Origin of the sequence: Paenibacillus sp. MER 99-2, assembly GCF_023714095.1 — a bacterium.
Lineage (GTDB): Bacteria > Bacillota > Bacilli > Paenibacillales > Paenibacillaceae > Paenibacillus.
Genome location: NZ_JAMAUZ010000007.1, coordinates 102,396 through 128,851, shown reverse-complemented (window position 1 = coordinate 128,851; position 26,456 = coordinate 102,396). Strand labels below are relative to the sequence as shown.

Below are 26,456 nucleotides of genomic sequence, written 5' to 3'. Positions count from 1 at the left end.
TGTAGGGATAAGATCACACAAGTTTTTTCTAACCCACCATTTAAATAAAACACTTAGAGAAATATAGACTAATTCCACCTTAAGGTTATTACGGCGTTCACGTGGTAAGGCTCACTAATCCTTAGTTCAAGTTAACTAAGGTACACCTACCTAACTTCAGCACGTTGCAAAGTCAACTCAAGAAAAAAGGGACTACCAGGCTTAAAAGATCCGCCTAATACCCCCTACTTTCTCCAAGCTTTTATCCCCCCATGCCCGCGATTCGCTGCAACAGCGGATCACGATATCTCGACCACACCATGGAGGCTTCTTGCCCAATAACTGTAGCGTGTCTCATGGATCCCATACCCTCATGCCAGCGATAAGCGGTATGAGGCTCGTTCAGATACGGGAAGTGATGTCCGTTCAGCAGAATCCGCAACCAGAGATCCAGATCGTGAGTGTACGGCAAATATTCATCGAAGAGACCTACGGCTCCGAACAGATCTTTACGAATCATTACTGTACAACCATTTACCGGATTACCGTTCACGAACCTGCGCAACCAATCAACAGGAGCCATCGGCTCTGCTCCGCCAAGCAATTTGGTCACAGCAGCATGCTCATTAATATAGTGAAAATTAGTATGAGAAACCAACGCTTGCTGCTCTAGCATAAACTGAACCTGTTGCCGGATTTTGTCTGGATAAAATAGATCATCTGAACTGAGCCAGGCAACATATTCCCCGGATGCATGGCGTATACCGTGGTTCAGCGCAGACGCTGTTCCTCCATTGCTTTTGCCAAGCACATGAATATAAGGAAGATACGGCTGCAACAGATGGGCATATTGCGTTGAGCCATCGTCAACAACAATGATCTCGGTCTCAGCATATGTCTGATTCAAGGCGCTTTGAATGGCCTGAGGTACATAAGGACAATTGTAGAACGGAATGACTATGGACACCTTCGGATTCAAACCGTTCCCCTCCCTTGCCGGATACGAACATCACTTAGAATATCCTGAAGGGATTGTGCAAACGGAATGAGTGGCTGCCAACCCAGTTTGCGCAGCAGCGACAATTGTTCCTCTTCCCCAGCGCCGTCTGGGCCTGAGGTGGCTCCATCCCAGCGCACAGGTACATTCGCACTCGACATCGACAATAACGTATCCGCGATCTCATCCAGACTACGCTCCGTACCAGAGACAACAGGGTACACCGTACCCGTCGTTCCGTGAACTAACAATGTAGCATAGGCTCTCACAGCATCTCGTACATCAAGGAAATCACGGGTGTTCTCCCGACCTGAAAGGCGAAAAGCTTCCGTCTTGCCCTCCTGCTCACAGGCAACAATATGACGTGCGAGCAGTGAGCAGATTCCTGTTGAAGGTCCGGCACCAATCAGATTGCCCGGTTCAGCCATCATAATCTGCTGACCAAAAAGAGACATCCACGACAGGGTCACCATCTCCTCCAGAGCTTTACTAAGGCTATAGGGATGCGGGGGCTGAGGGACTTTACCTGGTTCTGGTGTGTATTTTAATCGTGAGCCTACAATAACCGTTCTTGCAGCAGGACAGCTGCGCAGTGCATCCAGCAAATACAGCACCGCCATGACATTCGTCTCCAGTACAAGCAGCGGATCAGCCCATGAATCTGGCACGGAATTTTTACCTGCGAGATGCAGCACATAATCAGGCTGCACCTCGTCAATTAACTCGCGAACTTGGTCTTTGTCATTCAGGTCACAGACGTGCACATGTGTACCCTTAGTGAACGCATAAACATTCTCACGTCTAACGACTGCGGCGACCTCTGCACCAACGGCTTGAAAAAACGCTACAGCATGTCGTCCGGTAAAACCTGAGGCACCTGTAATGAGCACCTTCTTGCCTGTTAGCTCTGCTCCATCCATAATGCCAGCTCCTTCAGCATTGTAGAATACTCTGGAAGGTCTGTCTTCACATCCACTCGTGTTGATACAAGCGTGCGATCCTGCACCATACGATCATCAGGGACAATGACGACATCCTCCTTGTTCCAGATCTGCTTAAATAATACGAGCAGATCATGCTTGCTTAGTGGATGTGGATGGGCAAGATGGATCAATCCGCTGACAGGTGAAGCGAGATAATGATCTACCCATTTCGCCAGCTCAAGGGTTGTAACCCCGTTCCATAACACACGGGTATATCCACCAACCTCCCCCGTGCTGGACATGAACCAGTTCATTAAACCAATGCCGCCCTTCCGGATTTCGGGACCAATAATAGATGTTCGGATGGTCAGATGTCCTGAATCCTGAATTTCACCCAATGCCTTCGTGATCGCATAAGAAGAGGTGCCATCCGTAACATCCGACTCGGTATAACCTCCACGGTCTCCACTGAACACACAGTCTGTGCTGATATGGATGAGCCGTGCACCAATCGTATCTGCGACCCGGCGCAAACGATGTGGAAGAAAACCATTAATATGATAAGCATTGATTTTGTCTACATCCGCGAAACTGTTCAACACACCCACAGCGTTCACAATTACATCAGGGTGCACAGCTTCCACCAAACGATCCACCATGAAACTATCGTTTACATCCAGTAACAGTCCATTAGGATCAGAAGCATCCCGAGTGGTATAAAACACACTGTGCACACCTTGACGGCGGAAATAGTCGACCATCACATGGCCGGCCATTCCGTTTCCCCCAAGTATCAGCAACTTCATGACAAGAATCCTCCGCGCTTGAGGATTTCACGAATCTCCTCTTTGGTCATCAATTGGTGTTCGGAACTAAAACTACTGAAGGAGACCGGAGGGCAGTCGGTGTAATGCTCCTTGAGCCCTGGAATAACGAGCGTAGGCAGAATAACTAAATACTGCTCGTCGTAGACAACCGTAGTCATACTTTCGAACTCGCTCATCAGAATTTCATGAATCTTCTCGCCTGGGCGGGTGCCACGCTCTACAATGCCAACATTCTCAACACCTGAATCTTCAATCAATACTTCAGCGAGATCCACAATTTTGCAGGTAGGCATCGTCATAACGAATATTTCGCCACCCACGCTTTCCACCGAAGCCTTGAATAATAAAGTGATCGCATCCTTCAGGGTTAAGAAGAAACGTGTCATGTTCATATCGGTAATCGATACCTGGCCCTTTTGACGGATCTGATTCTTGAACAGGTGGACAACGCTCCCATTGGTGCCAAGCACGTTGCCTCCCCGTACCGTGACGAAGCGTGTGTTGCTGTGCAGCAGATTGGCATAAACAATTAATTTTTCACCGATGGCCTTTGTCATTCCATAGAAATTCGATGGGTTGGCTGCCTTGTCGGTTGAAATATAAATGACCTTTTCCACCTTGTTCTCAATGGCCGCTTCAATCACATTCTGGGTACCGATCACATTGGTCTTCAACGCTTCATACGGCTGATCCTCACATACCGGAACATGCTTGAGTGCAGCCAAGTGAAACACATAGTCCACCTGCTGGCATGCCGCAGTTAGTGCTTCTTTGTCACGAATATCACCGATGCGGAAATGCAGACGAGGATCTTCGAAATCACGGCTCATCGCCACTTGGCTTGATTCATTGCGTGAGTACACAATAATTTCTTTGGGTTGCTGAGGCAGCAGTTGAGCTACAAGTTCATAACCCCATGATCCAGTACCGCCAGTCACGAGTATACGCTTATTTTCAAACATGCATTTTCCCTCCAAGCAGAAATTTGACCACTTTACTGGATACATCTGTAGCCTTGTAACCTTGCGGGCACTCCCAATCATTGGATAGCTCCGTCATCACCTTCACACAATCTGCAATGCGCGCAGCATCCAGCCCAGACACCACATTACTGCCACAGTCCACCGTCTCAGGACGTTCTGTTGTCCGTCGCATCGTTACTGTTGGAACCCCCATAATGCAGCACTCCTCTTGCACAGTACCGCTATCCGTAAGTGCGAGGCGGGCATGACGTTCCAGCATCACGAAGTCAAAGAATCCGAACGGCTCATGAAATTCCACTAATGGATTCATCTCCAACTGCAGATGCTCTGCAATCCGGATGGCAGTTCGTGGATGGATGCTACAGATTACCCGGAGGCCATACGTTTCAGCAACATGATTCAAGCCCTTCATAATTTCCAATAAATGCGGTGGATGATCTACGTTCTCAGCCCGGTGTGCTGTAACAAGAAAATATTGTCCGGACTTCAGCTTTAATTTTTTCAAAATTTTACTGGCATCTACCTGCGCTTTATAATGCAGCATCACTTCGTAAATCGGATTGCCTGTCAGTACGATTCGCCGACTGGGCACGCCTTCACTGACCAGATGTTTTTTGCTCTGTTCGGTATAAGGCATATTTATTGTGGATATCGCATCAATGACGCGACGATTTTTCTCCTCTGGTACGTCCAGATCAAAGCAGCGGTTACCTGCTTCCATATGAATGACGGGAATCCCCATACGTTCTGCCAACACAGCACAGAGCGCACTATTGGTGTCACCAAGCAGCAACACTTTATCTGGCTTCTCTTGCAGCAAGATGTCTTCCATCTGAGAGAACATGGAGGATAATTGTCGACCTAAAGAGGCCGCCTCATCCTGAAGCACATAGTCTGGAGCACGCAGACCCATCTCTTTGAAAAAAAGACCACTCAGACTCTCCGTGAAGTTCTGTCCTGTGTGCACCAGAATGTGCTTGGATGCGTACTGATCCAGCTTGGAAATGATCAGGCTGAGCCGAATAATCTCAGGTCTCGTGCCCAGCACAGTCATGATCTTCATCGTAATCCCTGCCTTCATCGTGTATTCGACATGCTACGGCGAACCCGGCTCCCCCTTGCCTTGGCAAGACCACGTTTGCGAACAGCCGATGATTTTTTGTGCGAAAGATGCTTCTTCTGACCGATTTTTCTTTTGCGTTTGCCTGATCCTTTGCTACGCTTGGAGGCATCCCGCACTCTTGAGTGATCTAGAGCCTGTCGTAGACTGCGACCTGTGCGATTCCGGGCTGTTTTCCTTTTTCTCGTTCTTAAGTCTCCAGGCTCCGTAGCTTTCTGCATGGGTTCATGAGATCCAATTGCCAGTGGGGGCAGTGAAGATAGCGGCAAGGTATGGATCACAGAAAGTGGGAATACACATGCTTGAATTGCATCCGGTCTCATCATGAGCACAGTGCGCAGTTCTCCTTCTCCCCATGCGTATACCGGTCCGTTCGGCGGCTGAATGTAGGGGAACCATGCAGGAAAACGAATGAGCCACTGTGTCACCATCGTATGCATCTCAGTCCTATAGGTTGCGATGCCGTACAATCGTTCCGCTTCTGTCCGGTTCCGCCAACCGACATCGGATGCAAGTTCCGAATCATTTAGTAGTGTGGTTGCCAAGACGGCTAGCGCTTTGCTATCTCCAGGCGGAGCCAGAAATTCTCCACTTCCCACCGTTTCTAATAATTCGGAAAGACCACCCTGAGCAAACGCGATAACTGGCTTGGCGAAATACATTCCCTCCAGGGCAGTCATGCCAAAGCCTTCTTTAACCATGCTTGGAATCACTACAATATCCATTGCTGTATAGGCCAGCGATACATTTTCTTCAAATGTGGTGAAGGTAAATCTTCGATAATAGCCTGATTTTTTCACCCGGGTTACGCATTCGTCATAATACTTTTTGTCCGATGGCGTACCGATGATCCAAAATCGGGCACGCGGATGAGTTTCACACAATTGCAACGCCATCTCAACAAAGGGCTTCAGCCCCTTGGCATCATAAATAAAAGAAGAAATGTAGCCAATACAGTTCTGGAAAGGCTTGATCCCCAGTTCCTTCCGCTTCCGCTCACGCAAATGCAGCCAGCGATCAGGATCAGGTAAACCCGGATCCCATGTTGGAGGCAAGATGGTTAGCTTGTCGCCCATTCCCGCTTGTTTAAACGGTGCTCCAGCTGTTTCAGATATACCAATGATCCAGTCCGAATACCGACCAATCATCTGCACAGCCTCATTGATGTGGTCATTGGACTGTATGATTTCGGTGATTTTCCAGATGACCGGAATCTGCAATGATTTGGCAGCGACGGCAGGCATCACATTCACACACGTATTGGTCAGCACCAGGTCAGGCGCGGACTCCCTTAATAGGGAGAGCGCCTCCTGATAAGCAGGGCTTTGACGAAGCAGCTCTGCATCGTTTGCAATGCCGTGATATGGGGTATAGACACCGTGCAGCATGGGAAGAAAACAGACTTTCACCGGAATATCGAACCTCCGTGCGAGCCCTGCAAGCTTCCCTTCCTGAGGGACAACCAGCATACAATCGAAGATCGCACCCATTTCCCTCATAAAATGCAGTAACAGCTTCTCCGCCCCGGTAATACTGCGGGTATTACACACATGGGAAAACAACATTAGTTTAGGTTTAGTTGCCATAGCCGCACGGAGCGCCGTATGCGAGCATACGGGTTCTGTGCACACCTCCTTCCGGCTATAAAGTTAAGGAAAGATAATACTCAGCATTTCATTGATTCTTTTGCCGTAGGTGTGATCCTTGAGCGTACGTTCCAAGCCTCGAAGAGCAATTTCACGCCGCTCTTTCTCATGAGCGAGATAGTACTCTACTTTTTCGAGCAACTCCTGAGGAGAAGAATATGTCTCGATCTCTACACCTGGTTTGTAGAAACGAGCAAGATCGTCACGTGCATCCGTAAGCTGTAGGGTTGCGGATGCCGAAATCTCGAAGGTTCTTGGATTCGGAGAGGCAGGTGGAATTTTGAGATGGTTGTTGTTCACTGAATCATCCTCGTGAGAACGGTGCAGGTTAATTACGATTTTGGTGCCGTTGTATACATCATTGGTTTCCTGCGGAGTCATCCAACGGCCAAGTTCGATTTTCTCGCCATAGGACGTGTAGTCAGGCAGACGATCCCACCAAATTCCGTTAAACACCGTTTGGTGTGTCATCAGCTGTGCCATGATTGGATTGAAGAAGTAGACTCGGTTCCAATATGCCGAGCCAATAAAGCTAACCTCGCGATGTAATGGCGAAGGTGTCGTGATGGGGAAGTAATGATTCGTGAATGCGGCAAAGGGCAGATAATGCACAGAAGCACAGCCGCTTTGTCGGTAAAGGTCAACGCAATTGAGTTCCAGTGTGAATATATGATCAAAATGTTTTACAGACTCAAGCGTCATATCCGTGTAGTAAGGATCATCGGTAAGCCAGATCGCTGTCGGTATTCCTGCTTGACGAATGGCATCAATATGCTCCATTGGAATATCCATTCCATCCAGTACAAGCACCAGATCAGGGCGCGATTGCAGGGCAATCTCAGACACTGGCTGACGTGGGTCGGTTAATGTGACTTGAGACACCATGCTTTGGAGTGTAGCCATGATGGCTTCATCTAATGGTGAATAGGGAAATCCTTTGCCTGAAGATACGTACAGGACATGAATTGGACGAAATGGCAGCGGCTCCTGCGCACAATTGACAATATAGTTGGCACGACCACGCAGGTATCCCTCTTCCTTCCCCGCATCGTATCCGGCATGCTGTCCATTCTTGCGAGCCTGATCTGCCAAACTAAGCACAGGCGCATGAAATTGCTTGTTCTTTCTGTGTTTGATAGACATACCGCCACTCCTTCTCATATAAAATGACTTCACCGTAATAATTCTCCTCGTATGCGTTGCAAACGTTACATAGCAAACTTCTGGAATAAACACTTAGATTGCGTGTTCAAAAAGGTTGGTTTTCAGTACCACAACCTCTTATAGAGGCTGCATTTACAGATGTCCCAGCAATTGTGCCATACGGTGGGTAAACGTATGCTGGTTCAATGTTGTGAGCAGCCCACGCCAGGCGATCGCTTCCCGTTCCTTATGGTGCTGGAGGTAATATCCAATTTTGTGCTGAAGCTCGGCTGCTGTCGTGAAGGTTTCAATGTCATAACCTGGCCGATAATACCTTGAAAGGTCACTCCGTGCATCCGTAATCTGCATCGTGCCACACGCACTGATCTCGTAAGTGCGTGGATTGATCGACCGGCCTTCCAGATGATGTGTATTTCGATTATCCTCGCCGTTCTTGCACGTGCGGTGGACATTGATAACAATTTTGGCACCGTTGTAATAGTCCACTGTTGCTCCAGGATCGAGCCAGCCTTCACGAATGAATCGACCCAGAATATCCAACCGAGTCAGTCGATTCCATTGACTCCCTGCAATAAATACTTTCTTGTCAGCCAAAAATGGAGCGAGTTCATCGAACAAGGCAATTCGATTCCAGAATCCCGTACCAATAAAACAAATGTCGTATTGATGCTGTGGTTCGGTACGTCTTGGCTGAAACATGCCCGGATTTACCCCAAGTGGCAAATAGATGACACTCCGTGCTCCATGAGCTTGATAAAAGGGAATGGCAGCTTCCTCATGGGTAAACACAACATCATAATGCTGACAGATATGAACCGTATCCTCGGTAAAATACGGGTCATCTACGAACCAGATCGCTGTTCGAATGCCAAGTCCGCGTATCCCATCCACTTGCTCCAGATGATCTGGAGGAAATACATGCAATCCATTCATAACCAACACAACATCAGGTCGATGCTCGCTCGCTTGCTGCAGCATCGTTGCCGCCGATCCGACAACACACTCCCGAACAGACTGCTGCAGTGCTTCAATGACGCCACCATCAATGGCATCAAATCCCTGTGGGATATACAGCACCTTCATATCACGCTTCGCTGGCTCAACCGGTTGAACGCGCTCCAACATGGCCTGACAACCGCCGAATCGACGGCCTTCTGCATATCCGCCGCGGTATGCTACCTCCGCTTCGCTGAGCGTGCGGTGTCGTTTCTTCGCCACATTCTTCACCCTGTCTTCCTTCAGGAGATGACTCTTTAGCTTCTCCCCGAGATTGGTGTTCCCTCTAAAGGATATGCCCCGGGGTCAGATGCATCATGGACGGGTGTCCTGCAAGGCGCAAAATTGGCGCTTGCCCTCCACATCCGCCTGTACGGGCATGTCCGCTTATGCGGCCAAGCAAATAGCCCGGGAAGAAAGTTCCTCCCGGGCCAACGTCTTTTATTTTTAGTTCGTTCATGTATTCTGCTTAGGAAGTCGAGCATGCATGATAACAGTATCCGCATCCTATACGCAGCATTTAATTAGGGTACGTAGAGGAATACGTTCAGTTTTCGCAGTTAAGATGACTCTGTTATTGTGCCTTGTAAGCTATCTGATGACCGTCCTCGAATCCCTTGGCGAAACCCGCGTTGAATCCCTCGTTGTACGCCTCGGTGTATCCTTGGCTGTACGCGTTGTCCGGGTTTGGATCGGTAGGGGTAGCCGGGACGAATGGCTGTGCTACTTGTTTCACACTCCGATGCCGGCGTACCACACGTTTCTTTTTTTTAGGCCACGCACTACGTCCTTTGAGGGTGCGTTTATGCAATACACGTTTACTTTTGAGGGCGCGAAGCTTACGAATTCTGCGCAGACGAGCTCCACGAGCCACGAGTGCACGTTTCGTTCTCAATCCTGCTTTTTTCTTCTTCAACATATCATCATTCCTCCTGTAAATCCCGAACGATGCGGATCGCATAGTCTGGGTGTTTGAGCCAAGGTAATCCCGGCTCGCCATACTGAATACGAGCTAATCGAATTCCTGTCACCATGCGAGACATTTCTTCTTGATAGCGACTTAATAGACGGATGTTCTCGGCAAGATTACGGGCAGATACCTCTGAATGAGCAGATACGCTGGCGACGCTATCCAGAATACGAGCCAGCGCCTGCTGACTGTGCGCAATCGATTCAATAAGGGCCAGTTTCGCCTCCTGCTCACGTCGCAACAGACTCATTTTCCGAGATCCCCTAGATCCATACCGCCAAACATGCCACCGTCCATACCGCCGCTGTCTCCACCCTCATCCTGTATCATGACAGCTTTTAAGTTGTTACAGAGTCCCGTTTCCATGCGAGTTAGCCCTTCCAGCATTTCAACCAATTGCTCATGCATCTTCAGCGGCTCTGCAACCTGATCGCCATGGGTCATAAATGTCTCCCCATTCAGATGATTGAGTGTCCAATTTCGCACTTTCTCTGCTTCGATAGCCTTCGCTTCCAAAATCAGCGCGATGTTCCATTGCATTTTGGCTGCAGCATCCAGCATGAGAACAAGGCTTTGCTCTCTACTCATGTTCGTTCACCCGCCTTCCGGGCTTATTCTTCTTCTTGGCCTGCGATCTCCCGCATGACCTGACTCAGCGTTTCCGCCACAGCTTCCTCTAGATCTGCAAGACCTCCCAAGTAAGAGATAATGCTTTTGTTGATCTGTCCTGAACTGTCCAGCATGCCTTCCACACCATCAAGCTCTGGTTCCATATCGGGCAAATGATTAATAATTTCAGACATGCGCACAGCAACCTGACGTTTAGCATCTAATACGCGCGCAAGCTGCTGATGAGAATGTGCAATATGTGTGAGTATTTCATCGACTTTGCTCTGCATACTCCTCCTCCTTGCCGTCACGGCCTGCTTCAACCCATACAAAAACCCGGCCTATCAGCATTTGCCTGCTACAGCATATGCCGGGCCGGGAGTGTCAGTTACTCCAGCTTGCGCCTATATCATCAGATGACATAACTCCAATCAGAGGAATATCGGCTGAGGAATTGTCTCGTTCGTTCCTGCTTAGGTCGCACAAAAATATCTTCTGGCGTGCCTTCTTCGACGATCACGCCTCCATCCATAAATATGACGCGATTCGCCACTTCGCGAGCAAAGCCCATCTCATGGGTGACAACAACCATCGTAATCCCCTGCTGGGCGATGGAGCGTATAACAGAGAGCACCTCACCCACCAATTCGGGATCAAGTGCCGAGGTCGGTTCATCAAATAGAATGACCTCTGGATTCAATGCAAGAGCACGCGCAATGCCTACGCGTTGCTGCTGTCCACCGGACAGCATGCTCGGATATTCATTCACCTTGGCAGCAAGTCCAACTTGTTCCAATACACGTAATGCACGTGCCTTGGCATCAGCTTTGGGAATTTTTTGAGCTACAATCAGCCCTTCCGTCACATTATCGAGCACAGTTTTGTGTTTGAACAGATTATAATGCTGGAAAACCATTGCCGTCTTGCGCCGAAGCTGCACAATATCATGTTTGCGTGCATGCTCACAATCCACAGCCAATCCACTGATCTGAACCTTACCCTCATCCGCTCGCTCTAGAAAATTGACACAGCGCAGCAATGTCGTTTTGCCTGATCCACTAGGGCCCAGAATGGCTACAACATCCCCCTGCTCGACGGTCAGATCAATGCCCTTTAATACTTCCTGTTTACCAAACGTCTTGTGTATATTCGTGAGTGAAATCATGATACGCCTCCTTTGCTGTACACGGCAACCCGACGTTCAAGCAGAGCGGTGATGCGCTCCGCAATGATGGTCAGCCCCCAATAGATCAATGCTGCGGCAATGAAGGCCTCCAGAAATTTCAAGCTAACCGATGCCACAACGTCCGCTTTGCCGAGAATATCCATCTGAGAGACGGTAAAAGCAAGGGTAGACCCATGCAGGAACCCAACAAACATACTACATAGATTCGGCAACACTGCTCCAATCGCCTGGGGAATAATAATGCGTCTCAGTGCCTGGAAAGTACTCATGCCTACAGCATGTGCAGCTTCCATCTGTCCTGGGTCTACAGCCAGAATACCAGAACGAATAATTTCAGACATATACGCCCCAGCGGTCAGCGAGAAAGCAATCAGTACAAATACAAGGATCGGGATCGATGACGATTGAAATGCCCATTGGTAACGTTCAGCCAATTTATCAATAATCATCGGAATCCCATAATAGATGAGGAACAGGTGCATCAGCATTGGCGTTCCACGCAGAAATGAGACGTAAAATGCAGCAATGCGATGAATCCAAGGTACTCGATAAATGCGAATCAGGGCTGTAGCCAGACCAATCCCGAAGCCTGCAATCAACGGAACAACCGTAATGACAAGTGTAAGTGGCAATGCCTTTAGAATTTGGAAAAAGGATGTGTAAATAAAATGAAGGTCAATAGACATCTGCTCACCCCGCTATTCGTTTCAGGCGTTCCGCTCGAACTACCGGTTTGTGTACAACGCTCTTGCGTTCATGGCGCTGTAATCTACGCTCAGCCTGAGCGAAGCCTTTTTCAAGTACAATGACAATAACGTAATACACGATGGATAAACTGATGTACACCTCAAGGGCATGGGAGGTAGCAGAGATTAACGTCTGCCCCCTGCCGACCATATCCATCACACCGATGGAAAACGCCAGCGACGTATCCTTCAATGAACCAATCAACGTATTGGCCATATTCGGAAAAGCAACAATGAGCGCCTGAGGTACAACGATACGGCGAAAAGACTGAAAGGACGTCATCCCCGCTGCATATGCAGCTTCGGTCTGCCCTTTATCCACACTTTTCACAGCACCCCGGAAGATTTCGGCAAAGGATGCTGCATCACTCAAGGCGTACGTGACGATAACAAACAGTAGGGGATCGGTTCTTGATAGGTCGATACCGATCGGTTTGAGCAACTCAGGCAGACCATAATACACCAGAAACAGCTTAATCAGGATCGGTGTGCCCCGCATGAACGAAATGTACAGGGTGGCTACCTGGCTTAATACTGGAATCCGGTATAACCTTGGAACAGCGAGCAATACGCCCCCAACCAACCCCAATACAATAGAACCACCCAGCACAATCAATGTTATATGCAAATATCGTAGCAGTTCCGGGACAAAATCCAGAACCAATGATAGATCGAATGCTTTTCCCATTACCGCCTGCACACCTTTCTCAGACTACTCTTCGACTGTATAGTCAGCGCCCAGCCACTCTGTGCTCAGTTTGGCTAATGTTCCATCTTCCTTGATTGATTTGAGCGCTTCATCCACTTTGGCTTTGAGCTCTTCCTCATCCTTGTTCAAGATGAAGTATACTTTGGAGTTGGACAGTGGGTCTCCTACCGTCTTCAACTGAGCATCCACCGCTTTATTCTGATAATCAATGGCAAACTGTGTGCTGATCGTTGCATCTACCCGTCCTGTCTTGATCTGGGTAATGGTATCCTCACCTGCTCCAGAATAGACAATATCAATGGGACTGCCATTTGCAGCATTCCATTTCTCAGCCAGTACAGCCGCATTACTTGTGGCACCAACGATCAATTTTTTACCTTTGAGGTCATCGATCGATTTAACTTCTTCATTTTTCTGGCTTACAACAATTTTATTAGGGAAAATATTATAGGCTTCATCATTAAATAAGAACTTCGCTTGTCTTTCTTCATTAACTTCCATCTGATGAGCGATAAGGTCGATTTTTTTCGTTTCTAAGCTAAGCAATAGGTTCTTGAAATCCATTGTGCTAAATTCGAATTCATATTCAGGTAAACGTTTATCAATCTCGCGGATCAGCTCCACATCGTACCCTGTTAATTTACCATTTTCATCAATGAAGCAGACGTTCGGGAACTGCGTGCCTGTTCCTACAATGATCTTTTTCACGTTGGTGTCGCCTGCTGCTGAAGCAGATTCGGAATCATTCCCGGCAGTGCCTGTGCTGCATCCAGCCAATACCGCAAGCATCGTAATGAACAGCAGTGCTGTTCGGAATTTCTGAATCCCCCGTTTATTAACCATTCCCAATCTCCTCCACAGGCTGTTTTCACAGCTAATATGATGTGTGCTTCCATTCCCAATCCATTTAACTAACCATTCTTACTTGTATAGTCGGAATTGGATTGAACAAAGAATATCATCGTGCGTCCTGAATAGGCAATAAGCAGGTTAATAGGACATCCTGATAACGTTATAGAACTTCTTTATATTTCATTGCATCTCTTTTTTGTTCAATAGAAAAAAAGCCATTCTTCCCTTTAAACGAACTTGGGAGAATAGCTTCATTTCTAATCTTCATCTCTCTTGTCGAATTCATCGTTAATCTGGTCTCTATCCAAACTCCAACGAAGACTTTGATTCATATTGCTTATCTATGTTCTACGGCTTGCCCACTTAATTTTGCGTGCCACTTCTACACGTTGTACTTGAAGTAGACCGATGCGTGCTTCAAATTTCTCACGTTCGTCCTTCGAATGTGCAGCATGCAATTGGTTACATAGCCCTGTTAACTTGCTGTTAATATGATCCAGCCTTGTCCAAAGCTCTTCTTCAGGTGATCGTTGTTGTTGCTGCTCCCCCGCCGGCTGAAATACTTTGAGCTGGTGGATCAGGGACTGCTGCCACTCTTGATCCTGAATTTGGATGGCAAAATGCAAAAGATCCAGATAGTCGTCAATTTGCAACGATACGCCGCAATCAGGTTTCGTATTCATTCGTCGTCTCTCCTTATTTCAGTGCTGGGCTGGAATCAGTTACTTCTATTTTACAGGATAGACCCCCATTTAGGCGAGAGGTGAAAGCGCTAAATTTGGTTTTTTTTATTTTTTCCACATATAGAAGCTTTCAATTGGCTTATAGACAGAATGGATTGGAGTTTTCCACACTCGAAAACCGTTTCATGATAAAATGACACCTAATCTATAATGTGCACTTATCGGGTTGGAATAGTTGTTATTCAATCATGAAGGGAAGGTTACCGATGACAGAACATTATCGCCTAGCCACACTGGAAGACGCTGAATCGCTGCTTGCCGTTACTTTGGATGCATACGAGACCATTCGTGCGCTAAATATTCCTTTTCCTGCAGGACATGCCACATTGGACGTTATTCAGAATAACGTAACTCAGCATGAGTGTTATCTACTTGAGGAAGATGGGCAGATCATTGCTACTGTAACCTTAGATCGTGCACAAGATGTGAGGCGGCAGGCCATCAGCTCCTATCCCTTTATTCGGTGGTTCGCTGTGAGTCCTAACCATAAAGGGAAAGGGTATGGTTCGAGGTTGCTGGACTGGGTTGAAAAAGAGGTCATTCTGAACAAACTGGATGAACCCGCTGTTTATTTGGCAACGGCAACTCGGCATCCTTGGCTGGCTCCAATGTATGAACGTAAAGGCTACACTCCGTTCCATACCCAAGTCGTGCAGACTCCGGATGCTTCAGAAGAAATTGTATTTATGATCAAAGTGTTAGATCCCAAACGTTATCATGCCCAATCTGTACAAACAGGCTAGCTATTAGGTTTTATTCTCATAATCTAATATCCGTATACGGATATAACTCAAAAACCCGCTTAAAGGAAGAAGCTTTCCTTAAGCGGGTTTTCTTACTTTCATCCACTAGTGTCCATTGATCAATCATTATTGCTTCGTGATTGTCTGGTCAGAAACAGCATAATAAATGAAATCACGACAATCGTACATGTCCAAGCCCAAGCCATCGTCTGGTTCCCGGAATCCACTGCAACATAGATTGCCGTAGGCACCGTTTGCGTTTTGCCTGGAATATTACCTGCAATCATCAATGTAGCGCCGAATTCACCGAGAGCTCGAGCGAAACCCAGTATAAATGCGGTCATCAATGCTCTGCCAGCCAACGGCAGGGAAATGTACCAGAATACTTGCCATTCATTCGCACCAATGGATCGACCTGCGGCTTCCAGATCCCGATCTATTCCAGAGAATCCTGATTTCATCGTTTGGTAGACCAGCGGAAAAGCCACCACAACAGCGGCGATTACCGCAGCCCACCAAGAAAAGATCACTGGTGCGGAGAAGATGGCTTCAATCCATTGACCAAGCAGACTTTTACGTCCTAACAGCACAAGCAGCAGGAATCCAACGACCGTTGGAGGTAACACAAGCGGAAGCATAAAGAACGTTTCTAGAAATATTTTCCCCCGAAACGACGCTCGCGACATCTTCCAGGCTACAGCAATCCCCAGCACGGCAGCAATAACACTGGATAGAAGTGCGACCTGAAGGGATAGTCGAACCGGTGACCAAAATACGGACCAATCTATGGCGTTAACATTCATTCCGGAATGGAGAACCCGTATTTGGCGAACACGTCCAGTACCTCAGGTGATTGCAAATACGTATAGAATTGTTCCGCTTCTGTCCGGTGCTTCGTTCCTTCAATGATCCCTACTGGATAATTGGCTGGTGTATAGCTAGTTTTATCTACTTCAAACGCAATTTTAACCTGATCGGAGGTCAACGCATCTGTTTTATATACAAAGCCAGCATCTGCATTTCCTGTCTCCACATACTGTAATACCTGTCTTACATCCTTGCCCTGTACAAGCTTGCTCTCCAGTTGATCCCATAGCTTCGCATTGGTTAATGCTTCCTTCGCATATGTTCCCGCAGGTACACTTTCTGGGATACCGATCGCAATGGTTTTAATCGTATCTGAGGTAAGATCACTCTCAGTGCTTACTTCATCCGCACGATCAGCAGAGACAACAGCCACCAATGAGTTTTGAAGTAAATTTTGCTGATCTGCTTCAGCGATCAAATTCTCTTCCACAAGAGCATTCATGTTTTTGCTTGCAGCGGAGACAAAAATATCAGATGGTGCCCCTTGCTCGATCTGTTGCTGTAATGCGCCCGAAGCACCGAAGTTAAAGTTAAGGTTAATGTTAGGGTTAGCCGCTTCAAAGTTGGTCTCAATTTCTTTCATCGCATCTGTCAGACTTGCAGCAGCCGAGATAGTCAGATCCACCGTTTCCTGAGGATCCACATTCTCTGTTGCACTGCTCTCTCCTGATGTTGCTGTATTAGAAGCTGTCGAATCCGTTGCAGAGGATGTATCCGGGGTATCTGTGCTTGCTCCGCATCCGCTCAACACAAGAGCTAGTCCAAGTGACATACTTCCTAGTACATATCCGATTCTCTTTCTCATTCGTTCTCCCCCAATGTTATGTTTCGTTATAATTAGTTATAATTAACTATAATTAATTATACACAAGACGAATAAAATGGAAAGGTGACATAGATCACATTCTATTTTTAATGACGTTTAGATCGGATGATTGCACGCTCTCTGGTTTATGGTTCCCCTCAATTAATGGTATAGTACAAGAGATATCAATGAAGAAGAATGATTCGATACCTTAGATGAAGATGAATTAATTTCTCTTCGTACATCTGTACATTTCTCTATCTAAAATGACTTCATAAAGCTCTGCCATCGAAGTGGCGAGTGTCCTATGTTTTAATTCATTTTTATATACCTTGAAGGAGGATCTTCACTAATGACGGAGGAGCAATCCTATACAACCGAAGAAATATCGAAGCTACTCAAAATATCCAAACTTACGGTCTATGACCTGATCAAAAAAGGTGACCTCGTTGCTTACCGTGTAGGTAAACAGATGAGAGTTGACGCCACCGATCTGGAGGCATACAAGCATCGCTCCAAACAGCTCCAATCCGGCGTGAATCGAACTGCTTCCGCGGATTCAGCTGCTCGTTCTCAAGATTCTAGCGAAAAGGGTAAGGATTCAATAAACATGGACTCGACCCTACATCCGGTGCACGCACCCAGTTCTTCATCTACTGTAACTGCGTATCCTCCTGTAAACGCTCAGCAGAACCACCTGTCCGCCCGCCACCTCGTCATTACAGGTCAGGATGTCAGTCTAGATATTCTCATGCGCCATATGGAGAAACAAACGCAGAATATCCGTCCACTCCGCTCATTCATGGGTAGTCTGGACGGATTAATCTCGATGTATCGGGGCGAGTCTGATCTTGTCAGCACTCACTTACTTGATGGAGATACAGGAGAATACAACTTGCCGTATATTCGCAAAATTTTGATTGGCTGGTCTTACGTGGTGGTGAACCTTCTGTCACGCCCAGCTGGACTCTATGTGCCGCGGGGTAATCCACGTGGCCTCAAGGATTGGAGTGACCTGAACCAGCCTGGTCTCCGATTGGCTAATCGCGAGAAGGGTTCAGGCGCAAGGGTTTTGCTAGATGAACAGCTTCGGCTCCACGGTATCTCTCCCTCCCAATTGACAGGATACGATATAGAGGAAACCAGTCATATGGGCGTCGCCGCGAAAGTCAGCACAGGTGAAGCTGATATAGGCGTGGGTATTGAGAAGGCGGTTCGGCTCATTGGCCAGGTTGATTTTATCCCCCTTGTGCAGGAGCAATACGATCTAGTTATGCTTAGAAAACAAGGAAATGAAGCGTGGGTAGACTCGGTGCTACGCATCCTGCAATCCTCAGAATTCAGACAGGAGCTGCAAACGTTTGAGGGTTATGATGTTTCACGTACAGGGGAAATTTTATACGAAGTGTAGTATCTAGACTGGGCGTAATGCTACATGATCATGTAGCATGATCATGTACAACTTAACTAAACTGTGCGTGATGTTCATATCTCGCTTGTGATATAAATAATTAAAATTAAAATGCCGCTGCAATCCATGCAGCGGCATTTGTCCGTTCTAAGCATCAGCGCCAAAATACACCTGCTTCATCTCGTTCCACCTGTTCAAGTAAATCTTCGAAATGCTGGCAAGGTTCTATTGCATCCACCGTATTCCAGCGATCATGTTCATCTTTGGCGAATACCTTCCAGCGATGTTCATCCCACTCGAATCTGGCAATATCCAGCTTGTCCCATCGGTAACGCTCCTCGGCTGGTCTTTCCTCGGTCAGAATCAGCTCGTTCTGATGCACACGATAGGTCAACTTCACCATGGTTCGCAGCGGTGCAGGTACTTTCTCGTGGATATACCCGTTCAGCACAGACTCAATTCGCCAAACGGTAAAGGAGTCTAGCATGATGTGACCTCCCTATCTAATCTTGGTACAGACAACCGGACTTCTGAACACGCTATTTAACACACATGGGTATTCGTTACCAGTTAATACACATGAGTATCCGTTACCAGCTTGACTTCGTCACGCCTGGAATCTGTCCTTTGTGAGCCAGCTCACGGAAGACAATCCGTGATACTTTGAATTTGCGTAGGTATCCTCTTGGACGACCTGTAACCTCACAGCGATTTTTCAATCGAGTAGGAGAGGCATTGCGTGGTAGTTTCTGCAACGCTTCGTAGTCTCCTTTTTCTTTGAGCTCACGGCGCAGCTCTGCATAGCGAGCCACAATTGCTTGTCGTTTTTTCTCACGAACAACTTTAGATTTTTTGGCCATATTTACATCTCCTTATCGTTCTGGTATATGTCTCTTAAACGACTGCGTCTACAGGCCACGGCAGTGGATTGTCAAACCCAGCCCAATTGGATTGCATCTCATCATCACTGAGTAAGCACTGATCCAGTTCTTCCTCTATGATGGCGGGGTCCATCTCAATCCCGATCATAACTAGCTCGGTCTGGCGATCCCCCCACTGGGCATCCCACTTCGCTCGAACCTCAGGCTCACTCTGCCATATTTCTTCCCGCTCCGCTTCCGGCAACGCCGCTACCCAGTGTCCCGCAGGCCCAAACTGAATCGATGGCCCTGCTTGGCTAAGACTGGCTGCCACATCTCCTTCAGCTGCGAGCCAGACCAATCCTTTTGCACGTACAACTTCTTCTGGCCAATAACTCATAAATTCCGCCAGACGGGAAGGATGGAATGGTTTTCTGCGGCGATACACGAAGGAGCCTATGCCATATTCCTCTGTCTCGGGAGTATGTGTTTCTTTCTCCAGTTCCTGAATCCATCCGGCAGACATACTCACTTGTTCGAAGTCGAAGCGGCCTGTGTTCAGAATTTCGGACGGGTTCACTTGACCATTCACTGTACGGATGATTTTGGCATGAGGCTGAAGCTTGCGAATGATACCTTCAAGTTTATTCAACTCCACCTCATCGACCAGATCACATTTGTTCAGCAGCAACACGTCGCATGTCTCAATCTGGTCGATCAACAGATCCACGACATCCCGTGTATCGTCATCCCCGGTAGCCTGATTCCGATCCAGAAGACTCTGTCCTGAGGCAAAATCATGCCAAAACCGATTAGCATCGACCACGGTAACTAAGCAATCCAGTTTAGCTAGACGGGTCAGATCAATACCCGATTCTTCATCGGCGTATGTAAAGGTCTGCGCAACCGGAACGGGTTCACTAATACCTGTCGATTCAATCAGAATGTAATCGAACCTGCCTTCGTGCACCAGCTTCTCAATCTCCTGCATCAGATCATCCCGCAAGGTGCAGCAGATACAGCCGTTAGATAGCTCCACCAGCTTCTCTTCCGTCCGCGAGAGTGTTGCTTCGCCTCGAACTAATGCGGCATCAATGTTGACTTCACTCATGTCGTTGACAATCACGGCAACCTTCAAGCCTTGCCGATTGTGTAGGACATGATTCAGCACCGTTGTTTTACCTGAACCGAGGTAACCGCTGAGTACAGTTACCGGCACTTGCTTTTGTGTCATGTGTATCTACTCCTTATAGGTACAGTTCATCCAGATGAACCTTAATAGTAATTATTACGATTAACAAGAAAGACTATAATCCTGTTCGTCGCTGTTGTCAAATTATTTTTCACAACATGACCTTAATCTTGAAGGCAAAAAAAGGCTTATGCCCTGTTCTCCTGCGGTTTCTACCCTGATGATAGATCGAGGAAATTTCAGTTCATAAGCCTTCACTACAAAATATAAACAATCACATACTCACTCTGCTGTTCAGTTCGCCACCACAGACCTGTCGCTATTGCCCGCTTCCATTCGCTGACGGAATAGTACGACCAGAACCAAGGCCACCACGGAGAGCAGTGTACAGATCATAAACATCACCGAATACGAGCTCACTTGCACAATGATGCCCATGGCGAGTCCGCCGAGAGAGAAGCCCAGATCGTACGAGGACATGAAGATGCCCATGAGTACATACCTTGAATCTGCAGGCAGCACGAAGGAGAGATAAGTCGTCAGTGTTGGATATAGCAAAGCTACGGCAAAACCGCTAAACACTGCCGAGAGATATACGAATGGTCCGATCGTCTCCAGCAGGCTGAGTAGCTGCGTTCCCAGTGCTGCACTTAGCAGTAATCCTGCCATCAGCCAGGTACTCCAGCTCCCGTCCGACGGTATTTTTTTGCGCAGGATGAACCGGCACAGAATAACTACCAAGCCTTGAATCGTTAGAAATAGCCCAGCACTCGCTGCCCCGGTGGACACCATATACAAGGGAAGAAACGTCGCCGTTGCTCCAAACACACACGAAGCAAAGAGCATCACGATACTGCTAATTAACAGGGGTGTACTACGCCAGATGCCGCTGAATGAACGTAGCATATCGCCCAAAGTGTATGATTTGTTCTGTACTGTACTTTGGGGCAGATCCACAGAGTAACCAATCAATAAGGGAAGTACCGCGAGCCCCAAGATCAGCACAGTGAACCACAGGTCATTGGCATTCTCCCAGATCTGAATGGCAAGGATCGGAATAACCAGCGTGGGAACCATCGTAAATAGCGTGTACATGGACAAACCTTGTGCACGGTCTTTATCCTCAAGCTTTTCCACAATCCCCGCTTGCATCGTCATTGAGAAAAACGCTGTTGCTACACCCTGCAATGCCCGCAGCCACAGATATGCCTCCACACCAAACACAACAAATAGCAGCAGCGTTCCCGCATGCAGAAGCAGTAACCCCTTCATGACACGAAGCGGCCCATACTTACCCAATAGTTGGGCTGCAAAAGGTCTTAAGAGCATACACGTGAACATGTATGCCCCCATCATGAGGCCAATCTCTGCCTGATTCAACCCTGCTGCCTCGCTCCGCAAAGGTAGAATAATCGTCAGCGCAGCATTGGCTGCAAAAAATAAAAAGGCCAGCATATAAAACCGAAAGAAAGATAAGGATGCCGGGTTTAATTTTTCATGGGATGTCACCGTTTCAGAATCCTTCAAAGCATCGTACCTACTTTCTCTGGAAGTCAGCTCACAGATGTACCTGTGACCGCATTACGCCGTTCATAGGCAAAAACGATCATCACCGCTCCCAGAATAGCACAGATCATGTACATCATTGAATAGGAAAATAAGTCAGCCAGTGGCCCCATGATCACACCGCCGAGAGAAATACCCAAATCTGCTGTCGCAATAAACAAGCCAATCAAGACATTGCGGTTCAGCTGAGGTAATACAAATGACAGATAGGTCGTTAACGTCGGATACAGAATCGCTTGAGCAATGCCCATCAAAATCGCACCGACATAGAAGAGAAAAATCCCTCCTGTGGTCGACAAACTTACGCAAAGCGCAGCTAAAGCGAGCAGAAACATCGTGCCCATAATAAATGGCGCATGCCATCGTCCGTCCGAAGGAATCCGTTTCCTAAGTACAATTCGTGCCAGCACCACCGTCCCCGCTTGAAGCATGAGATAGATGCCGGCATTACCGCTTGGAATCTGACTCGCATACAGCGGAATAAACGTTGTGACCGCCCCAAATACAACCGATGCACTGAGCATGAGTACACTGCAGCGAAACAAGTGTGAATTCTTCACCAACTGTCCAAAGGACTCCCACATACTGACAGACTGATCCGGTGCATTCCCTTCAGGCTGATCTTTATTCTTTTCTATTTTGGCGGTATAACCGAAGACGCCCGTACAGATGGCAATTCCGATTAACACAACCGTGAAATAATCCATACCGCCAGCCTGCCAAATCCCTAATGCGAGCACTGGCCCCACAATGCCCGGGATGTAACTAAATAACGAATAATACGATATGCCCTGTGATCGATCTTTTTCCGGGAGTGCATCGATAATGCCAATCTGTAGAGCCATGCTAAAGAACGCCGTGGATACCCCCTGCAAAATCCGGGCTAATAGATATCCACCTAGACCCGTAAACGTATATAAAACGAGGGCCAATCCGTTAATAATCAGAATAAGACGTAAAATTTTGATTGGCCCATGCTTTTGAATAATCTTCCCCGCCCATGGTCTAAAAAACATCGTCGTAAACATGTACGCACCCATGATTAACCCAATGGTCGTGCTGCTGGCTCCAAGGAATTCTCCCTGTAGGGGGATGATCACATTAAGAATGGCATTGGCACTGAAATAGAGAAGCACCAATATGTACAAACGCAAAAAAGGCCACGACATTGCTCCGCTCACAACGGGATAACCCCCTAAAATGTAATAAGATGTTTCAATAATTTCTTCGCATAATCCGACTGGACATCTTTTAATCGCTCGGTACGAATGATCTCTTCGATCTGGCCTGCCCTGAAAATAATCACCCGGTCACAGATATAGGCGGCCGCCTGAATATCGTGAGTAATGAAGACATAACTCATCTTATAGATGTCTTTCAGTTCCTTCAGTAGTTGAAGCACCTGAATCTGAACCGACACATCCAGCGAACTGATCGCTTCATCCAATACAATGCATCTTGGAGATGTAGAGATCGCTCTGGCGATACAGACGCGCTGTGCCTCTCCGCCGGATAGCTCATGTGGATATTTGGAACGGTAAGTGGCGTCTAATCCAACCTGAGTCAACAACAGATCTACCTTTCCTGCTATATCCTGCCCACTCTTCTTCAGCGCTTGCATCGGCTCCATAATGGCATCCTCTACCGTAAGAAACGGATTCATGGAGGACGTATAATTCTGAAACACAGCGCTGATATTGCCGATCCGGACGCGCCGATCACACACATTCCTTCCTTCAAACTGGATCAGGCCACGATCCGGTCTTTCAATGCCCAGAATCAATCGTCCCAAGGTAGACTTGCCACTTCCACTCTCACCGATAATGCCCAGACATTCGCCCTGCTTGCACTCAAAGGTAACGTTGCTCAGAATCTGCTGGCGTTGTTTTGAGAACAGCCCACCTTGGTTATATGATTTGCCAACTCCATCCACCTTCAGCATCTATGAGCCCTCCTGCATCAATGTCTTGAAATGATTGCTCAGCTCCAACCGGGTAGATACCAGATACTGCGTATAGGCATGCGCGGGTTCCGTTAATACAGATTGCATGCTACCCCGCTCCACGATCATTCCATCCTTCATGACCATCACATCATCCGCAATTTTCTTAACCACACCTAGGTCATGGGAGATAAATATCATGGAACAGCCGATGTGTTCACGCAATTGAATTAATTGTTCCACCACCTCGTATTGGGAGATCGTATCCAGTGCCGTGGTTGGCTCGTCCGCAATAATGAGAGCTGGTTCGAGCACCAGTGCCAGTGCAATCATGATTCGCTGCAGCATCCCGCCAGACAACTGATACGGATACTGATTCAGGATCTCACGAGGGTTCTTCAGCATGACACTTTCCATCGCATTGCAGATTCGGCGCTCGATCTCACGGGCATTCCAATCAAGATGCTGCTGTAATGTCTCCCGAATATGGACGCCAATCACACAGGAAGGGTCGAATGCACTCATACCATTTTGCAAAATCATACATAGCTGCTTGCCTCTCTTGCGCCGCATCTCTTGTTCTGTCAACACGTTTAGATCCTCACCCTGAAACAGCATCGTTCCAGATTGACGGATCCACGGCTTGTTTAGCCGCATCAGCGCCCTACATGTGACCGATTTACCGCTACCACTTTCGCCGACAATCGCCATGCAGCTTCCCTGCCTGACTTTGAATGAACTGTCATGAATAATAATTTTGCCTGTATTGGTGTCCCATACTTTCAGATGTTTAACCTCGACTATATTCATAAGCTGTCTTTCTCACCTCGCTTTCGTGAGGTTGGACGGACTTGCCCTGTGAAGTCATCAGTTTCGGATCTAGAGCAACCTGAAGTGCATCCGATAAAAAATTAAATGCCGACACAACGATGACAATCGCCAGCCCAGGTGCCAACATTAATTCGGGTCTAGAGAACATAACTTCTCTCGCTTCATTAAGCATCATCCCCCACTCTGCATGAGGCGCCTGAATACCTAGCCCTAGGAAGGATAATCCCGAGACTTGCAACATCATGGAGCACATCGCGCCACTAGCGATGACCGCAATATCCGCAAAGGTAACTGGCACAATATGCCTGGTGATGATTTTCAGGTTAGGTATGCCAGAAGCTTTGGCGAATTTCACATAATCCATGTCAGTGAACTGCATGACAGAGGTTCGAATGACGCGGGCAAACCAGGCCCATTTCATCCATACAAAGGCAATCAATATATTTTCCAGACCGGCTCCCAAAATACCCACCACAGCCAGTGTCATCACATAACCGGGGAAAGACAGCATAATGTCACAGATTCGCATAATCCACGCATCCACTCTGCCCTTGAAATAACCGGCTACAAAGCCGACAATGGCTCCGATCAGCACGGATAACGCCAAGGCAACGAGCACCCATAACACACTGGGACGAATGCCATAAATGAGCCTGGATAACACACATCTGCCCAGGTGATCATTGCCTAACAGATAAGTCCAGGAGGAAGAAGCATAACGAAGCTTCATGTTGACGGCTCCAGGATCATGTGGTGCGATGAAAGGGGCAAAGATGCCCACAATAATCGTAGCCAAGATGATGCACAACGAGGTCATTGCAAGCTTATCTCTGCTCAGATTTTTCAGTATTCGCATCAGAATTCCTTTCTTAACCTTGGATTCATCGCAGCATTGATAATGTCGGAAAGTGTGTTGAACAGGACAAACGTGACAGCCAAAATAAGCACATAAGCCTGAATAATCGGAAAATCTCTACTTAAAATGGACTTCACACTAAGCCTGCCGAGTCCTGGCCAAGCAAATACATTTTCAATGACAACGGTGCTGCCCAGCACAATAGGAATGGCCATGCAGAAGATCGATACCGCCACTTGCAGTGAATTACGCAAAATATGAAGCATAACCTTCCTTTCACTCAGACCGCTTGCCCGCGCGTACAACACATAATCCTCATTCATATTGCTTAACATTGAACTGCGAACAGTCCTAAAATAAATGCCCGTATAACTAACCGTGATTACAATAACCGGTAGAATATAGCTACGGTATGAGTCCATGCCACTGGTCGGCAATAGATCCAGCTTGACGGAGAAGTACCAGATCATAATGGCAGCAAGCCAGTAGGACGGCATCGCCGTGAGGAAAAATGAAATGCCTCTGACTGATTGATCCAGTAGTTTTCCTTCCCGCATGGCACAGACCACACCTAGTAGAATCGATAACGCGATAATAAATACCGAGGAAACCAGCGTTAATTTCAACGTATTCAGAAAAGCCGGGCCAATTAGCGTCCAGACAGACTCACCGGATACATACGAGTGACCAAAATCAAACTGCATGACGGCTATCGCCCAGTTCATATATTGGATCAGGAACGGCTGATCAAAACCCAGTTCTTTATTCGTTTGGGCAATGAGCTCAGCCGTAATCTGCGGAACTTCCTGTGCCTGTAATACCACGACAGCTGGTTCCAACGGCGACAGGTTAATGAGCACAAACGTTATAAATGAAATGACAATCAGTAAAGGGATAGCTAACAGAATTCGTTTGACGATATAACTTCCCATA

The 26,456-nt window shown here is 47.4% G+C and carries 31 protein-coding genes; 2 read left to right on the top strand and 29 right to left on the bottom strand.

Translation table 11 applies throughout. From position 1 onward, the window contains the following. Positions 1-241 precede the first annotated feature (241 nt). From M3636_RS23180 to M3636_RS23095, 18 genes are all read right to left on the bottom strand, one after another. Positions 242-958, bottom strand: coding sequence for a glycosyltransferase family 2 protein (locus M3636_RS23180; protein ID WP_145409279.1), 717 nt, complete (start codon positions 956-958; stop codon positions 242-244). Then, complete coding sequence (locus M3636_RS23175; RefSeq protein ID WP_251384180.1) at positions 955-1,896, bottom strand: NAD-dependent epimerase/dehydratase family protein; 942 nt, start codon at positions 1,894-1,896, stop codon at positions 955-957. The genes M3636_RS23180 and M3636_RS23175 overlap by 4 nt, the downstream gene beginning before the upstream one ends. Beyond that, positions 1,878-2,705: a dTDP-4-dehydrorhamnose reductase family protein gene (locus tag M3636_RS23170; protein WP_145409280.1), complete on the bottom strand. Its 828-nt coding sequence runs from the start codon at positions 2,703-2,705 to the stop codon at positions 1,878-1,880. The genes M3636_RS23175 and M3636_RS23170 overlap by 19 nt, the downstream gene beginning before the upstream one ends. After that, positions 2,702-3,688, bottom strand: coding sequence for a polysaccharide biosynthesis protein (locus M3636_RS23165; RefSeq protein ID WP_251384179.1), 987 nt, complete (start codon positions 3,686-3,688; stop codon positions 2,702-2,704). The genes M3636_RS23170 and M3636_RS23165 overlap by 4 nt, the downstream gene beginning before the upstream one ends. Beyond that, the gene (gene wecB / locus M3636_RS23160) at positions 3,681-4,772 is read right to left on the bottom strand and encodes a non-hydrolyzing UDP-N-acetylglucosamine 2-epimerase (RefSeq protein ID WP_251384178.1); all 1,092 of its coding nucleotides are present in this window, start codon (positions 4,770-4,772) and stop codon (positions 3,681-3,683) included. The genes M3636_RS23165 and wecB overlap by 8 nt, the downstream gene beginning before the upstream one ends. Before the next feature lie 14 nt (positions 4,773-4,786). Then, on the bottom strand, positions 4,787-6,415 hold the full coding sequence (locus M3636_RS23155; RefSeq protein ID WP_251384177.1) for a glycosyltransferase: 1,629 nt from the start codon (positions 6,413-6,415) through the stop codon (positions 4,787-4,789). A gap of 63 nt (positions 6,416-6,478) precedes the next feature. Beyond that, positions 6,479-7,618: a CgeB family protein gene (locus M3636_RS23150; RefSeq protein WP_251384176.1), complete on the bottom strand. Its 1,140-nt coding sequence runs from the start codon at positions 7,616-7,618 to the stop codon at positions 6,479-6,481. A 153-nt stretch (positions 7,619-7,771) separates the two neighbouring features. Then, positions 7,772-8,866, bottom strand: coding sequence for a CgeB family protein (locus M3636_RS23145; RefSeq protein ID WP_251384175.1), 1,095 nt, complete (start codon positions 8,864-8,866; stop codon positions 7,772-7,774). Positions 8,867-8,921: 55 nt separating this feature from the next. After that, positions 8,922-9,095 (bottom strand): hypothetical protein, encoded by a 174-nt coding sequence (locus M3636_RS23140; RefSeq protein ID WP_251384174.1) that lies wholly within the window; start codon positions 9,093-9,095, stop codon positions 8,922-8,924. A gap of 114 nt (positions 9,096-9,209) precedes the next feature. After that, on the bottom strand, positions 9,210-9,554 hold the full coding sequence (locus M3636_RS23135; protein ID WP_251384173.1) for a hypothetical protein: 345 nt from the start codon (positions 9,552-9,554) through the stop codon (positions 9,210-9,212). Between the two features lie 4 nt (positions 9,555-9,558). Next, positions 9,559-9,855, bottom strand: coding sequence for a hypothetical protein (locus M3636_RS23130; protein WP_128103368.1), 297 nt, complete (start codon positions 9,853-9,855; stop codon positions 9,559-9,561). Next, positions 9,852-10,193: an alpha-helical endospore appendage domain-containing protein gene (locus M3636_RS23125; protein ID WP_251384172.1), complete on the bottom strand. Its 342-nt coding sequence runs from the start codon at positions 10,191-10,193 to the stop codon at positions 9,852-9,854. Before M3636_RS23125 ends, M3636_RS23130 begins: the two co-directional genes overlap by 4 nt. A gap of 23 nt (positions 10,194-10,216) precedes the next feature. Further along, complete coding sequence (locus tag M3636_RS23120; protein WP_056702634.1) at positions 10,217-10,504, bottom strand: hypothetical protein; 288 nt, start codon at positions 10,502-10,504, stop codon at positions 10,217-10,219. Between the two features lie 122 nt (positions 10,505-10,626). Further along, entirely contained in the window at positions 10,627-11,379 is a 753-nt protein-coding gene (locus M3636_RS23115) for an amino acid ABC transporter ATP-binding protein (protein ID WP_251384171.1), read from the bottom strand. Next, positions 11,376-12,086, bottom strand: a complete 711-nt coding sequence (locus M3636_RS23110; protein ID WP_145409283.1) for an amino acid ABC transporter permease — start codon at positions 12,084-12,086, stop codon at positions 11,376-11,378. Before M3636_RS23110 ends, M3636_RS23115 begins: the two co-directional genes overlap by 4 nt. A 4-nt stretch (positions 12,087-12,090) precedes the next feature. After that, positions 12,091-12,834 (bottom strand): amino acid ABC transporter permease, encoded by a 744-nt coding sequence (locus M3636_RS23105; RefSeq protein ID WP_145409284.1) that lies wholly within the window; start codon positions 12,832-12,834, stop codon positions 12,091-12,093. Positions 12,835-12,858: 24 nt separating this feature from the next. Continuing rightward, the gene (locus M3636_RS23100) at positions 12,859-13,698 is read right to left on the bottom strand and encodes a transporter substrate-binding domain-containing protein (RefSeq protein ID WP_145409285.1); all 840 of its coding nucleotides are present in this window, start codon (positions 13,696-13,698) and stop codon (positions 12,859-12,861) included. 350 nt (positions 13,699-14,048) lie between these two features. Next, a complete protein-coding gene (locus tag M3636_RS23095; protein ID WP_145049773.1) occupies positions 14,049-14,390 on the bottom strand; it encodes a hypothetical protein in 342 nt (113 codons plus the stop codon). A gap of 266 nt (positions 14,391-14,656) precedes the next feature. Here M3636_RS23095 and M3636_RS23090 point away from each other — a divergent pair, with 266 nt between their 5' ends. Next, complete coding sequence (locus tag M3636_RS23090; protein ID WP_251384170.1) at positions 14,657-15,193, top strand: GNAT family N-acetyltransferase; 537 nt, start codon at positions 14,657-14,659, stop codon at positions 15,191-15,193. A gap of 119 nt (positions 15,194-15,312) precedes the next feature. Here the strand turns inward: M3636_RS23090 and modB are convergent, their stop codons facing one another. Together modB and modA are read right to left on the bottom strand one after the other, a co-directional pair. Next, positions 15,313-15,996, bottom strand: a complete 684-nt coding sequence (modB, locus tag M3636_RS23085; RefSeq protein ID WP_128103375.1) for a molybdate ABC transporter permease subunit — start codon at positions 15,994-15,996, stop codon at positions 15,313-15,315. Continuing rightward, entirely contained in the window at positions 15,993-16,865 is an 873-nt protein-coding gene (modA, locus tag M3636_RS23080; protein WP_128103376.1) for a molybdate ABC transporter substrate-binding protein, read from the bottom strand. Before modA ends, modB begins: the two co-directional genes overlap by 4 nt. Positions 16,866-17,217: 352 nt before the next feature. Between modA and M3636_RS23075 the strand changes: the two genes are divergently transcribed. Continuing rightward, complete coding sequence (locus M3636_RS23075; protein WP_128103377.1) at positions 17,218-18,276, top strand: substrate-binding domain-containing protein; 1,059 nt, start codon at positions 17,218-17,220, stop codon at positions 18,274-18,276. Positions 18,277-18,430: 154 nt separating this feature from the next. Here M3636_RS23075 and M3636_RS23070 read toward each other — a convergent pair whose 3' ends face one another. The 9 genes from M3636_RS23070 to opp1B all read right to left on the bottom strand — a co-directional run bounded on the left by M3636_RS23070 (position 18,431) and on the right by opp1B (position 26,455). Then, the gene (locus M3636_RS23070) at positions 18,431-18,763 is read right to left on the bottom strand and encodes a DUF3024 domain-containing protein (RefSeq protein WP_128103378.1); all 333 of its coding nucleotides are present in this window, start codon (positions 18,761-18,763) and stop codon (positions 18,431-18,433) included. 103 nt (positions 18,764-18,866) lie between these two features. Beyond that, positions 18,867-19,136: a 30S ribosomal protein S14 gene (rpsN, locus tag M3636_RS23065; protein ID WP_128103379.1), complete on the bottom strand. Its 270-nt coding sequence runs from the start codon at positions 19,134-19,136 to the stop codon at positions 18,867-18,869. Positions 19,137-19,170: 34 nt separating this feature from the next. Continuing rightward, positions 19,171-20,370 (bottom strand): GTP-binding protein, encoded by a 1,200-nt coding sequence (locus M3636_RS23060; RefSeq protein ID WP_251384169.1) that lies wholly within the window; start codon positions 20,368-20,370, stop codon positions 19,171-19,173. Between the two features lie 252 nt (positions 20,371-20,622). Continuing rightward, complete coding sequence (gene cntE, locus M3636_RS23055) at positions 20,623-21,837, bottom strand: staphylopine family metallophore export MFS transporter CntE (RefSeq protein ID WP_353056311.1); 1,215 nt, start codon at positions 21,835-21,837, stop codon at positions 20,623-20,625. Positions 21,838-21,881: 44 nt separating this feature from the next. Further along, positions 21,882-23,075 carry a staphylopine family metallophore export MFS transporter CntE gene (gene cntE, locus M3636_RS23050; protein ID WP_251384168.1) on the bottom strand — a complete coding sequence of 398 codons (1,194 nt, stop codon included), beginning with the start codon at positions 23,073-23,075 and terminating at the stop codon, positions 21,882-21,884. Between the two features lie 14 nt (positions 23,076-23,089). After that, complete coding sequence (locus tag M3636_RS23045) at positions 23,090-23,836, bottom strand: ABC transporter ATP-binding protein (RefSeq protein ID WP_251384167.1); 747 nt, start codon at positions 23,834-23,836, stop codon at positions 23,090-23,092. Continuing rightward, positions 23,837-24,646: a staphylopine uptake ABC transporter ATP-binding protein CntD gene (gene cntD / locus M3636_RS23040; protein WP_251384166.1), complete on the bottom strand. Its 810-nt coding sequence runs from the start codon at positions 24,644-24,646 to the stop codon at positions 23,837-23,839. Next, positions 24,627-25,523 carry a staphylopine uptake ABC transporter permease subunit CntC gene (cntC, locus tag M3636_RS23035; protein ID WP_251384165.1) on the bottom strand — a complete coding sequence of 299 codons (897 nt, stop codon included), beginning with the start codon at positions 25,521-25,523 and terminating at the stop codon, positions 24,627-24,629. Before cntC ends, cntD begins: the two co-directional genes overlap by 20 nt. Next, positions 25,523-26,455, bottom strand: coding sequence for a nickel/cobalt ABC transporter permease (gene opp1B / locus M3636_RS23030; protein ID WP_128103384.1), 933 nt, complete (start codon positions 26,453-26,455; stop codon positions 25,523-25,525). The genes cntC and opp1B overlap by 1 nt, the downstream gene beginning before the upstream one ends. Position 26,456: the final 1 nt, after the last annotated feature.